This window comes from Staphylococcus cornubiensis (assembly GCF_900183575.1).
Lineage (GTDB): Bacteria > Bacillota > Bacilli > Staphylococcales > Staphylococcaceae > Staphylococcus > Staphylococcus cornubiensis.
Genome location: NZ_FXUZ01000019.1, coordinates 24,398 through 37,873, shown reverse-complemented (window position 1 = coordinate 37,873; position 13,476 = coordinate 24,398). Strand labels below are relative to the sequence as shown.

Here is a 13,476-nt window from a genome sequence, read left to right as displayed (position 1 = left end):
AACGAACGTTTCATCTTCATAATGTGCCACAACTGCCGATGCTTTACTGATATCAATACCAAAAATGTGCATAAAACGCCTCCTTAATTAATTTTTGAGATAAGCGAACCTTCACTCATAATCCTTAATCACTTTATTTTCTTACACGACTTCTAGAGCCTACATATTGAAACAAAATTCATAAGGGAGTGAAGCCAATCAGTTTCCGGACGAATTTTAAATCCACGCGAAGCTCGATTTAACTTCTCTCAACTACCTATTATAAAAAATAAGTAGTGAAGAAACTATCGTCATAATTTCTTCACTACTATCTTAATATGTTTCCAAGGGGCTGGCCCTTCGACTAACTAACGCTTGATTAAACTGTTACATTTGTTGATGCGTTAGTGGATTCTGGGAGCAGTACAGAAATCTCATGTGCAACAAAGATTTCGTAGTACTGCCCCCGCAAGGCTGACTAGACTTCTCAAAAGTGATCGCATTGAGAAGTCAGACAGCTACTGCGATAAACAGCAACCATGATTAAACATTAGAACTCGCATTAAGCCCTTGTATTATCCCTCAGGAGTCTCAGCCTTCAGGCAATCTTACTCCAAATACTGGAACAGAGGGCAAGTTTCTGATATGAAGTCAATCCATATCATCCACTTTTTATGTCCAATTCTTCCTCGTTTTCGTTGTTATTATCGTCAACTTTAGATATAGCTCCACGATAAATAGGACTGGGAAAACTTAATATCCCAGTCTCCTCTCTTCTTATTATCAACTCAATCACAAGAATGGCTAGGGCTTAATGATTTCTAAGTCTCAGCCATTCTTGCTTATTTTTTATTCAAAATAGTTCATGAGCCAGTTAATGCCGTATCGATCTGTGACTTGTCCGTGAATTGCACCGAAGAATGTCTTTTGAAGCGGCATATGCGGATTGCCACCTTCACTTAATGCTTCATAAACTCGCTGTTGCGCCTCTTGTTGGTCAAAAGTTAGAATCAAATTGTATCCTGTACGTTCAATCGGTTTGCCATAATTTGAGGATATATGCAATGTCACGCCCTCTGAAATATTCAACTCTGCATGAAGCAATTGCCCCTCATGTTCATTTAGTCGTTTGAGCGTACCACCAAACGTATTTTCATAAAACTGTGCCGCTTCTTCTACATTACTAACCATAATATATGGACTTAATTGCATCGTTCACACCTTCACTTCATATCAAATTTAGTCTTGTAATTTCGTCATTATCATATAGTATATATTGGTGATAAACAATTATTTTGAGGTGACAGATATGCGTATAGGTATCGATGCGGGGGGCACGTTAATTAAAGTGGTCATTGAACAAAATGACACACGTACTTTTAAAACATACCCCACTACAGCACTACAAACTGTGGCGGATTGGTTGAATCAAGAAGCTTGTGAAGACATTCGTATGACGGGGGGTAATGCGAAAGCTTTAAGTGAATTACTTCGTTGCAAACCCCAGCAATTTATCGAATTCGACGCAGCGGCTAAAGGGGTTCAAATTTTACTAGAGGAACAAAATATTCATATTGAGCAATATATTTTCACAAATGTTGGCACAGGCACATCACTTCATTTGTCAGATAACGAAGGGCAAAAACGTGTCGGAGGTATTGGTACCGGTGGCGGTATGATTCAAGGGCTCGGCTATTTATTAACAGGCATTACGGATTACCAACAATTGACAGAAATGGCGCAACAAGGTGATCGTGATATTATTGATTTAAAAGTTAAACATATTTATAAAAATGATACGCCCCCTATTTCTGGCGAGTTGACAGCCGCAAACTTTGGTCATGTGTTACTTAATATGGACAAAACATTTACAAATGCAGACAAAATTGCTTCTGTGATTGGTGTTGTAGGTGAAAGTGTCACAACAGTTGCGATTCATGTCGCTCGAGAACATCAAGTAGAAGATGTCGTGTATATCGGTTCATCATTCCAAGATAATCCATTATTACAAAAAGTTGTGACGGACTATACGATTTTAAGAGGATTTAAGCCGCATTACTTACAAAATGGTGCTTTCTCAGGTGCATTAGGATCGCTGTATTTATAAAACATAGCTAGAACACAAAAAATAGGATAGTCTTAAATGATTTATTTGATATCAATGCCCCATTGATAACTTTTTTAAAATTTCACAATTGCCTTCATGGATTCGCGTTCCCAGGAGTCTCGTCCATTTTAGCAATTTGAATTTAAATGTTGTGACTCAATGAGGCTAATTTTTATAAATACAGAAAATCAATTTTTTATCTAATGTACCTTAATGGGTTTTACAATTTCATACGCTGATTTTCGCTCATCATAGAAGAGGAGCCGGGAAACTCAATTGTGAATTGTGTCCCGGCCCCTCTAATTTTTATGAACTTATATCGCTGAATGGTGATAAAGCAGTAGTAAAACGTGTGTGACTTTGACATAAAAAGTGGATGATCTGGATTATCTTCATTTCAGAAACTTGCCCTCTACTTCCTGTATTTGGAGTTAGATTGCCAGAAGGCTGAGACTCTTGAGGGATCAGCTGGTCCGGAAAATCCACTAACGCCTCAACAAATGTAACAGTTTAATCAAGCGTTAGTTAGTTGAAGGGCCAGCCCCTAAGAACGCGAAGCCATGAGGGCAATCTAAAAACATAAAATCTTAGGGACAGGGCAAGTTAAACAAAACACTGCATCAATATCATCAAATTTTTTATGTCCCTCCCCCTCTAACATAATTCATTTTTTACATTGCTTTTTACTTACATCTTTTTAAGTGACAACTTCCAAAATCAGTCTTTTTGCGATGTAATTAACATCATTATTTTTAAAACGTGAGTTCATTGGCTAATTTTTGTGCTGACACAATCGTGCCTACTACACCTGGCTTAATATCAATGGCTACATAACGATTGTCATCACGCAACTCATCTAACCAATCCGCAAAAACTTCGCCCTCTACATCAATCAATTCAAATGATTCGAAATCCTCTTCTGCCACTTTCTCGGCACGTTTACGCAAACTCCAAACCGGCATAAAGTGTGACTGATCAAAGTTATCGTTTTCGTCATACACCAACATAAATTGACGGTCCCCTTTTTGACTTAAACCATAGACTGTATCTGTTTTCGCCACATCTTGCACAAATTCACGAATACGAATATTATCTAAATCCGTCATCAAATCATTTGTCGCTTCAACAATTTTAATTTCATGACCTTCTGCATTATCAGTCACATTAACCAATGCCTCATCTTCTTCATCAAACATCTCGTCCAATTCATAAGTCGCAAAACGGTCGATATCCATTGTTTTAATTTTGTCGTATTCAATATTCAAATTATCTAAATACGCTTTTGCTAAAGATTCACGCGTCCAAAAACAAAATAACAATTTGCCGTTATAACGATGCTTAATCATTTTTTTATCTTTTACAGCAATAAAAAATTGTTCGTTTGTAAGTATATCTTTATAAAAACGTTCATTCTTGTATGACATGACTCTGCTCCTTTTTTCAATCAAAATCACTGACAAATATAAACCAGACATCCCTATTCGTCAAATTTCGACTGTATGGTCTTCTCATTCCACTATAACATACCAACATGCATCATGTTTTAAATGCCTGCACGTTCTTTAAATTGTCTTTCAAATGCTTCAATTTGTTCTAAACTGCTGGCATGCCAGATACAGCCAAACCTCGAATTGACATGTTCGCCTTCATACCAATCCCCGTCATAGTAGGAAAGTGGATACAAGACACCAAGTTCAATAAAGTGACGAATCGCATTAAAGAATCGCGCATTGTCTCCGTTCGCAAAATAACTGTAAAACTTGTGATATGGACCTGTTAGTTTGTCTTTGAGCAACAACATACTTGTCGACCCATTTTGTCTAAAATTTAAATCAATGGCATACACGTCACCTGCTGCATCGACAAGTAAGTCAAACCCAGCAATACCGATAAAACCTTCTTTAACGGCGATGTCCATAATCTCGTACCCCGCTTGAATGACCTTTTCAGGTACTGTGATGGCGTTAATATTACCGTTATAAAAGCCATACGCATTTGTCAGTTGCTTGGCCGAACCTAAGTAAACGATGCCATCTTCGGGGTGCCATGCATACTGTACACAATAGTTATCGACCGCTTCAACACATTGTTCGATGATTAATGTCTCTGTAGCCGCTTCAGCCTGTTCGACACGTGTCATCGCTTTTTCTAAATCTTCCTCGTTATAACAAATCATGACGCCGTAACCCCCAGCAGTTGGTAAATCGTCGCCTGGTTTAATGACGAGCGGTAAATCCCATTGTTTGACCGCAGCTTTAAAGTCTTTAAATGCGACAATTTCTCGTTTTGGGACATATCGACCGCCAGTCCATTTCGGAATTAATGATTTGTTATTTAAGTCTTTAAACAGTTGCTTATCTATCGCATAATCTTTCGCGTCAACAATATCGTCACCATGGACATATTGGAAATAAATCGCGCGTGCTTCCTCTTCTGTCAGTCGCTTTAATGTTTGTTCATAGCTCTCCTGGTCATGAAACGTGATGACATCTTGTGGAATTTCTTCACCTATCAACTGAAATAATTGTTTTAATTTGTCCGTAATACTCGCCTCATGAACAATAACTGGTAATTGCGCAATGAGTAACTCACGCCCTGTTAAAAAGTTAGATTGATGTTCATCTGGTGCTAACCAAGGATTCGAAACATACGAGGGTCTAGAAGTATACACGATGTTGGTGTCATAAATTTCTCCCATAGTTAATTGACTACGATATTGAATGTGGTGTGTCATTGATCATTTCTCCCTTTTATGTTGATGCTCCTTTTGTATCTCTGCTAATAACGTTTGATCTTGTATTAATTTTGCCCCCATTAATGCGATGATTTTTGCACCTTTAATCAATGCATCATCCCCCATCGGACTCGCCGCCGCTTCACGAAAACGATGCGTATGCCCGACTAAACTTCTCGGCCCAATTTTAACGTGAGGATGAATCGTTGGAACGACATGGCTGACATTCCCTGTGTCAGTTGAACCGTATCCGAAATCGTCATGACTCACTTCTTCACCGAGTGCTGTCGCATAATGTTCAAATAGCGCATCCAATTGTGGTGACTTAATAAATTCGTTCACCCCATTTTGAATCGGTTCAAACTCAAAATCACAGCCAGTCTGTATTGCCGCCCCTCGCGCAATATCATGAACCCTTGAAGTAAGTATATCCAAGTCTTTTCTCGTCGTCGCACGTGTATAAAAACGCGCATGTGTAAAGTCAGGAATAATATTCGCTGCTTGACCGCCATCTAAAATGACGCCGTGTACACGCTCTGTCTTTTTAATATGTTGACGAAGTTGTGCAACACCATTAAAATAGCTCAGCATCGCATCTAATGCATTGCGTGCTTCCTCCGCATTTTCCGAAGCGTGCGCACTTTGACCATAAAATTTGATGTCTAACACGTCGACGGCAAGGGTCGGAATCGTCGGATACGTTTCATTACCCGGATGAATCATTAATGCAACATCGACATCATCAAATAGCCCTTCATTTACATAAGAAGCCTTTGCACTTCCATTTTCGCCACCTTCCTCTGCAGGACAACCAAACAAAATGACTTTTCCCCCTATGTCATCCACAACTTGTTTTAACGCAATCGCCGCTAACATGCTCGATGTACCGATAATATTATGACCACAGGCATGTCCTAATCCTGGTAACGCATCATATTCAGCAAGATAGCTTATCGTCGGTCCCTCAACTTCCGATTCATACGTCGCAATAAAACCTGTCGAATGTCCTGCAATATCTCGTTCTACTTCAAAATCGTGTGCTTTTAAATGTTCTATCAGTAAACGAGAAGCAAAAATTTCCTCATTGCCCAATTCAGGACGTCCGTGAATTTGATGGCTCATGTCAATATAAGCCCATTTATGTTGATCAATATAATCTAAAATACGTTGTTCTACCGTTATCACTGTGTTGATTCCTCCTTAAACAAAAAATGTTATCTCAAACTACATCCAACACAAACATTGATAAGTGTGACTGATGTATATTTGCGATAACATCTCTGCCCTCATTTATCTTTCAGCATTTACACTGTTGGAATTCGCACCTTTATCGTTATCCGATGAGGTTGCTGGGTTTCATAGGGCCAATTCCCTCCACCACTCTTGATAAATATTGATTCAATTTTGTAATTATTTTAACGAATTTTTAGCACTTTGTCATGCCATTTTTAAAACTCTTCAAAATTTTCTAACGATATTTCCACTCTTCTTGCTACAAATTTCGATTTCGCTATGACTTTGTAGTTCATCTAAAATATTTTTTAAATTGCATTAATCCTTACTAAACTACTCGTAATAATAGGTTTAAAGCACTTTTCCCTATTATACCGCGATTTAAACACATTGCTAGCCCCTTTCATCTTCTTTTGAATATGTTAAAATAGATTTAAACATGAAGGAGGTCATACCAATGCCAAAAATGAACGTTGAAAGTTTTAACTTAGACCATACTAAAGTTGTTGCACCATACATTCGTCTCGCGGGCAAAATGCAAGGTCTTAATGGAGATGACATTTATAAATACGACATTCGCTTCAAACAACCGAATAAAGAACATATGGAAATGCCTGGACTTCATTCTTTAGAGCATCTCATGGCCGAAAATATTCGTAACCATTCAGACAAAGTTGTCGATTTGAGTCCAATGGGTTGCCAAACAGGGTTCTACGTCTCTTTCATTAACCATACCGATTATGATGATGTGTTAAACATCGTCGAAAAAACACTACAAGATGTATTAGCTGCGGAGGAAGTACCTGCTTGTAATGAAGTACAATGTGGTTGGGCTGCTTCACACTCATTAGAAGGTGCAAAAGAAATCGCACAAGCCTTTTTAGACAAACGTGACCAATGGCATGACGTTTTCGGAACAGGTAAATAAACATAAAAACCGAGTAACAACACAACTTTAACAGTGTCGTTACTCGGTTTTATTGTTCAACTATAATTTCTTAATGATATACATGAGTACAAATTGTAATGGAAGACGTCCATATCTCGCTGTATCAGATAATGGTTTGTCCCCTAATGGCAATTTTTTGCGTGCCATATAAATATTTGCTGGAAAAACTGCGAGTAAAAATGCATTCATCCAGTTTTTCAATGTGTTTGATGGGCGTCGTAATACTAACAACACGCCAATCACGATTTCGCATACACCTGTCACGAGTACAGCTGTTTTACGAAAGGGTAAATACGCTGGCACAATATTTCTAAATTGACGCTCTCTTGTAAAATGGAGTACCCCAATTGCCATAAATGCGAGACCTAATACGATTCGACCTATTTGTTTCATCTTATCATCCTTTATTCAGTAATGATTGTATGAATAAGCTGTGGTTGTTCTGCGTGGTCTGAAATCGTAATGTTATCATACAATTTTTGTTTGACTTGTTCGACATCTTCACTATTCGCATAAATTGTTAACAGTGATTCGCCTTCTTCTACACGATCACCGACTTTTTTGTTGAGTACCAAACCTACTGCTAAATCAATGACATCTTCTTTCGTTTGACGACCTGCGCCTAACATCATTGAAGCAATACCGATTTCATTGGCAATCATTTCTGAAACGACACCGCTACGTTGTGCTGGTAATTCAATTTGGTATTGTGCTGTTGGTAATTTTGAAGGATCATCTACAACAGATGCGTCCCCACCTTGATTGCTTAAGAACGTTTTGAATTTTTCAAGTGCTTGACCATTATCAATCACTTCTTGCAACATACCACGTGCCTCATCTAAATCTTTCGCTTTTTGAGCAAGTACAACCATTTGAGAACCTAATGTTAATACAAGTTCCGTTAAATCTTCAGGACCTTCACCTTTTAACGTATCAATGGCTTCTTGTAATTCAAGCGCGTTACCAATCGCACGACCTAGTGGCTGACTCATATCAGAAATAATCGCCATCGTTTGACGACCCACTTGATTACCGATTTTAACCATTGCATGCGCCAATTGTTCCGCATCTTCTACTGTTTTCATGAAAGCACCGTTACCTGTTTTAACGTCCAATACGATAGCATCTGCACCGGCTGCAATTTTTTTACTCATAATAGATGATGCAATTAGTGGAATAGAATTCACTGTCGCTGTCACATCACGGAGCGCATAAATCTTTTTGTCTGCAGGCGTTAGGTTACCCGTTTGACCGATAACCGCCACACGATCTTCATTTACTAACTTCACAAATTCTTCTTCAGAAATTTCAACGTGGAAGCCCTCTACAGATTCTAATTTGTCAATCGTGCCTCCTGTATGACCTAAACCACGACCACTCATTTTCGCAACAGGTACATCTAACGCGGCAACTAATGGTGCAAGAACAAGTGTCGTCGTATCACCTACACCACCTGTTGAATGTTTATCAACCTTAATACCCTCAATATTAGAAAGGTCAATTTGATCGCCTGATTCAACCATCGCCATCGTTAAATAAGCACGTTCTTCATCTGTCATATCTTGGAAAAAAATTGCCATTGCTAAACTAGACATTTGATAATCAGGAATTTCATCTTTCGTATAACCATTCACGACAAATTCAATTTCTTCTTTCGTTAATGCATGTCCATCCCTTTTTTTAGCAATAATATCTACCATTCTCATGGCTATTCCCTCATTTCTTTATCATTTTTGAAGTTATCAAATTGTTGTATACACTTTTATTATAAACGAATGCCCTTGATTGTTGAAACGAAAGCATTCCTAATTATTTGTCAATTCATCAACTTTTTCAATTGATATCACTCTTAGAACTTCGTCGACATTTAGTGATACATCTGTTATCTTTAAAGTGATAATAAAAGTATTAAGGAGATGTTTCAGATGACTCAAGGAACACCACATATTCAACCTAATGGTAAAAAAATTGCAAAAACTGTCTTAATGCCAGGTGACCCATTACGTGCAAAATTTATTGCTGAAAACTTTTTAGAAAATGTAGAGCAATTTAACGACGTACGTAACATGTTTGGCTATACAGGTACATATAAAGGTAAAGAAATTTCAGTAATGGGATCAGGTATGGGTATCCCAAGTATTGGTATTTACTCATACGAACTTTATAACTTCTTTGATGTGGATACCATTATCCGTATCGGTTCTTGTGGTGCAATGCAAGAAGATATTCAACTTTACGACATTATTATTGGCCAAGGTGCATCAACAAACTCTGATTACGTTGACCAATTCCAAATTCCAGGTCACTTCTCACCACTTGCTGACTTCGATTTAGTCGTTAAAGCTAAAGAAAAAGCGGATGAGATTGGTGCGCGTGCACATGTTGGTAACATTTTATCTTCAGACACATTCTACAATGCGAACCCTGACTTCAACCAAAAATGGATTGAAATGGGCATTTTAGGTGTTGAAATGGAATCAGCAGGTTTATATTTAAATGCAACTAAAGCGGGTAAAAAAGCATTAGGTATTTTTACAGTAAGTGACCATTTACTTCGTGATGAAGCGACAACTGCAGAAGAACGTCAAAATTCCTTCACACAAATGATGGAAGTCGCGTTAGAAATCGCGGAATAATCATTCAAAAAAACCACCTCACATGACAATGTAGGTGGTTTTTTATTGCTAAACTTGTCCGCTTCCTATCGACGCTTTATGCTTTTGGATGCTAAGCTTGGTCTCGCATGGTTAACAGTGTTTCGGGCTATTCATGCAATCATTTCTTTTGTCAACTAACACCAACGTCAACAGCAATAAAAAATAAGAGGTTGGGACATTGAAAATTTTGACAGTATTGATGCAATATTTTGTTCAACTTGCCCTTCTGCTTTGAATTGTATTTTTGATTGCCCTCATGGCTTCGCGTTCTTAGGGGCTGGCCCTTCAACTAACTAACGCTTAATTAAACTATTACATTTGTTGAAGCGTTAGTGGATTTTCCGGACCAGCTGATCCCTCAAGAGTCTCAGCCTTCTGGCAATCATACTCAAATTACTGGAACAGAGGGCAAGTTTCTAAAATGAAGATAATCCATATCATCCACTTTTTATGTCCAATTCTTCTTCGTTTTCGTCGTTATTATCATCAAATGTAGTTATAGCTCCACGATAAATAGGACTGGCTTTTCATAATGTCCTACCCTCTTTTGTATGATTACTCATTCTTTTGTAGGGACTTGGGTTTGTTTAAAAAAGGACTGTTCATATGCATTGGCTTTGGCCCAAGTTGTTTTCCACATTTTATCTCGATTATCCGCAAATAGTTGATACCCTAGATTTCTCAACGGTTTTGGAACGAGCCACAGTAATGCAGCGAGCCACTTATATCCATCTAACGTAAAAATTAATTTCGCAATCGCTGTAGATTGAAATGTGAGATGGTCCCCTTCTTGGAGTACCACGCTATTGTATTCAAGCACTTCAGGATGCGCTTTTTTCAATGCATCACCCGCCGTACTTTTTAACGGTACAAACTGATAACTTCTAGAAAGTCCGTGTCGAATTAACCAAATCGCATAATTATAGCAATAAATACAACGATCATCGTAATAAACAATTGGCATATCATCACCTCTTTCTAGTTATACCCATTTTTCATGTTATTTATCATAGGCAACAATTGTTTAATGGACTACTTCTTGCTGCTGATAATACGTTTTTTCAGCTGGTGATAATTTAATAATTTTGAATCCTGTAAAGCCGTAAATAATTGAAATAATCGGTACAATAAAGTTCAATATTGCAAACGGTCCATATTGACTGACAGAGACGCCTAATGTCGTAAAGATAAACACACCACACGTATTCCAAGGCACAAATACTGACGTCAACGTACCGCCATCTTCTAATGCACGCGATAAGTTTTTAGGATGAAGCCCTTTATCAATAAATGTTGAGACATACATACGTGATGGCACAATAATCGAGATATACTGCTCAGAACAAGATAAATTCGTCCCTACACACGAAATGATGACTGATGCGATTAATGAACCAGTATTTTTCGCAAACTTTAACACCACGGAGATCAGCGCTTTTAACATGCCTGAATATTCAAGTAAGCCACCAAACGTCATCGCAACCAATGTAAGTGAAATCGTGTAGAACATCGATTCTAGACCACCACGATTAAAAAGTTCATCGATTGTTTTATTGCCAGAATCAATAGTAAAACCTGTCTGTAGTACTTTTACAGCGTTGACGAGTGTATCTCCTTGCACAAAAATTTGCGTAAAGAATCCTAACACAATCCCTAAAACAATAGCTGGAATGGCTGGAACTTTAAAAGCAACCGCAATGATGACAATCAGCGGTATCAACAGCAACCATGGTGAAATCACAAATGCATCTTGAATGCCGTTCATAATGGCATCAATTTTTTGTTGTTCTAAATGATCACTACCATACATTTGTCCCATAACAAAGAAAATGATTAATGAAATAATGAGACCTGGAATCGTGGTATAAAACATGTGACGAATATGTTCAAACAAATCAACATTCGTTAACCCTGAAGCAAGGTTCGTCGTATCTGATAACGGGCTCATTTTATCACCAAAATATGAACCTGAGATGACAGCACCTGCAACCATACCTGGTGATAGCCCCATACTCATCCCGATACCCATTGATGCAACACCTACCGTTGCCATAGTTGACCAACTACTACCAATCGCCAATGACACGATACCACAAATAATCACTACAACTGCTAAGAAATATGTAGGAGAAATTAATTTCAGACCATAATAAATCATAGCCGCAACAACGCCGCTACCAATCCACGCACCGATAATCAGACCCACTAACATGATAATTACCACTGCCGGTAAAGCATGTCGGATCCCTTTATACATCATTTCTTCTACTTCTTCCCAACGATATCCATGAGCTAAGGCAACAATAATCGCAACAGACGTACCGATGAGTAGAGGCAGATGTGGCGGTTGTTGAAGCTTAACAACGGTATAGAGCATCGCACCAATCATAATTGTAAGTGTTAGTAGGGCATACCAAACACTGATTTCTTTTTTAACTTTTTGTTCTTGTTTCATCGAGACCCTCTCCTTTCAGTATTATATTTATGCATTTATATGTATAAATATAATACGATAAGTACTAGGAATCATCAATATCTATTTTCCCCTTTTCCTTAAAAATCATTATACACATTTTTCCGGTTTTTTAGAAAGCGATTTCATAAAGAGGTGTAGTAAAAATAATGATGCGAATATGGCAGTACTGAGACTGGAAATCTAGTAATGCTTGATGATGTATCTCAATTTTTTTATTAATTGGATGATTAAGCGACTTTTGATACGATAAAAATATCAAATGATAAAGTAGGTGTTTTATGACACGCATTCGAAATGTAGATTGGAAGTTATATTTTAAGCTCTTACTTATTTTTGCGCCTTTGATGGTGTTCACAGTCATATACATGCCAGGTGACTATAAAAGTTCAGCAATGATTTGGGTGTTTATATTTTGGATTTGTTATCATGTGTTGCGTTTTAAAAAGACTAGAAAGCAAGGCACTCAAAAGAAACATTAGCCATGAAATGATTCAATGTTCTAAAGTATTCATAAACAACGCCTTGGATATATTTTTAACAAGAATTCGAGAAAATTACGTAATCATCAAACTTATCAATATTAACATTGATTGAGAAAACGAAACACCTTATTTTCAAGTAGCAAAACCCTATAAATTAAGATTAGACTTCAACAATATAGGGACAAAAGATATTTAATATGTAGTGAATTGCTTATTCAGAGAAAAACCGATACATTGTTTATTTCTTTCAAAATGTATTAAACCTCTGAAATTAAAAAACGAATATTGGTCGGTATTTTACCATTAGTTATTGGCACGAAACTATTTATTCTGAGAGCGATGGATATATTATTGCTACAATAAAAAATACTGATTTAGAGGATAGTTTTGTCATTTCAAGCGTCATATCTGAAACAAACGATAAAAATGTATTACATTCCTTTACTCATTCCATTTGATTTCCCCAATGTGACGTTCTCTAAAATTCTGAAAAACAGCATTTTCATACCGCCATTTACATCGCATACTATGTATATAAAAAGTTGCTTTTTCTCCTTCCTATTTTTCATTTATCTTAGATACCTAAAACGATACAATAGTATAGGATAAAAGCAGCTTTTTGGGGTTTAAATTCAGTCATATCAATAGGTCAAGGGTAACTACCTCAATCAAAATAGTTACCCTTATTATCTGGAAGAAGGGGGTGGGACATAAAAATTTTTGATGATATTGATGCAATATATTGTTTAACTTGCCCTTCCGTTTTGAATTGTATTTTTGATTGCTTTCATGGCTTCGCGTTTCTTAGGGGCTGTTTCTGATATGAAGACAATCCATATCATCCACTTTTTATGTCCAA

At 37.4% G+C, this 13,476-nt stretch carries 11 protein-coding genes and 1 riboswitch; of the genes, 3 read left to right on the top strand and 8 right to left on the bottom strand.

Features of this window, described 5'->3' with window-relative positions; all coding sequences use genetic code 11:
• Window positions 1-828: 828 nt before the first annotated feature.
• Window positions 829-1,191, bottom strand: a complete 363-nt coding sequence (locus CCE82_RS11730) for a VOC family protein (protein WP_086429545.1) — start codon at window positions 1,189-1,191, stop codon at window positions 829-831.
• A gap of 97 nt (window positions 1,192-1,288) precedes the next feature.
• Between CCE82_RS11730 and coaW the strand changes: the two genes are divergently transcribed.
• A complete protein-coding gene (gene coaW / locus CCE82_RS11725) occupies window positions 1,289-2,086 on the top strand; it encodes a type II pantothenate kinase (protein ID WP_086429544.1) in 798 nt (265 codons plus the stop codon).
• Window positions 2,087-2,838: 752 nt separating this feature from the next.
• Here coaW and CCE82_RS11720 read toward each other — a convergent pair.
• The 3 genes from CCE82_RS11720 to CCE82_RS11710 all read right to left on the bottom strand — a co-directional run bounded on the left by CCE82_RS11720 (window position 2,839) and on the right by CCE82_RS11710 (window position 6,002).
• Window positions 2,839-3,510, bottom strand: coding sequence for a DUF2750 domain-containing protein (locus tag CCE82_RS11720; protein ID WP_086429543.1), 672 nt, complete (start codon window positions 3,508-3,510; stop codon window positions 2,839-2,841).
• Between the two features lie 119 nt (window positions 3,511-3,629).
• Window positions 3,630-4,820 carry an L-aspartate--L-methionine ligase LdmS gene (gene ldmS / locus CCE82_RS11715; protein WP_086429542.1) on the bottom strand — a complete coding sequence of 397 codons (1,191 nt, stop codon included), beginning with the start codon at window positions 4,818-4,820 and terminating at the stop codon, window positions 3,630-3,632.
• 3 nt (window positions 4,821-4,823) lie between these two features.
• Entirely contained in the window at window positions 4,824-6,002 is a 1,179-nt protein-coding gene (locus CCE82_RS11710) for a M20 family metallopeptidase (protein WP_086429546.1), read from the bottom strand.
• 105 nt (window positions 6,003-6,107) lie between these two features.
• Window positions 6,108-6,213, bottom strand: a riboswitch (SAM riboswitch).
• Window positions 6,214-6,510: 297 nt separating this feature from the next.
• On the opposite strand from CCE82_RS11710, the gene CCE82_RS11705 reads away from it, so the two are divergent.
• Window positions 6,511-6,981 (top strand): S-ribosylhomocysteine lyase, encoded by a 471-nt coding sequence (locus CCE82_RS11705; RefSeq protein ID WP_086429541.1) that lies wholly within the window; start codon window positions 6,511-6,513, stop codon window positions 6,979-6,981.
• Window positions 6,982-7,041: 60 nt separating this feature from the next.
• Here the strand turns inward: CCE82_RS11705 and CCE82_RS11700 are convergent, their stop codons facing one another.
• Window positions 7,042-7,395: a DoxX family protein gene (locus CCE82_RS11700; protein ID WP_086429540.1), complete on the bottom strand. Its 354-nt coding sequence runs from the start codon at window positions 7,393-7,395 to the stop codon at window positions 7,042-7,044.
• A gap of 11 nt (window positions 7,396-7,406) precedes the next feature.
• Window positions 7,407-8,708 carry a pyrimidine-nucleoside phosphorylase gene (locus CCE82_RS11695; protein WP_086429539.1) on the bottom strand — a complete coding sequence of 434 codons (1,302 nt, stop codon included), beginning with the start codon at window positions 8,706-8,708 and terminating at the stop codon, window positions 7,407-7,409.
• A 219-nt stretch (window positions 8,709-8,927) separates the two neighbouring features.
• On the opposite strand from CCE82_RS11695, the gene deoD reads away from it, so the two are divergent.
• The gene (gene deoD, locus CCE82_RS11690) at window positions 8,928-9,638 is read left to right on the top strand and encodes a purine-nucleoside phosphorylase (RefSeq protein ID WP_019165775.1); all 711 of its coding nucleotides are present in this window, start codon (window positions 8,928-8,930) and stop codon (window positions 9,636-9,638) included.
• A 580-nt stretch (window positions 9,639-10,218) separates the two neighbouring features.
• Here the strand turns inward: deoD and CCE82_RS11685 are convergent.
• Both CCE82_RS11685 and nhaC read right to left on the bottom strand, forming a co-directional pair.
• On the bottom strand, window positions 10,219-10,623 hold the full coding sequence (locus tag CCE82_RS11685) for a thiol-disulfide oxidoreductase DCC family protein (protein ID WP_086429538.1): 405 nt from the start codon (window positions 10,621-10,623) through the stop codon (window positions 10,219-10,221).
• Window positions 10,624-10,683: 60 nt separating this feature from the next.
• Window positions 10,684-12,114, bottom strand: a complete 1,431-nt coding sequence (nhaC, locus tag CCE82_RS11680) for a Na+/H+ antiporter NhaC (RefSeq protein WP_086429537.1) — start codon at window positions 12,112-12,114, stop codon at window positions 10,684-10,686.
• Window positions 12,115-13,476: the final 1,362 nt, after the last annotated feature.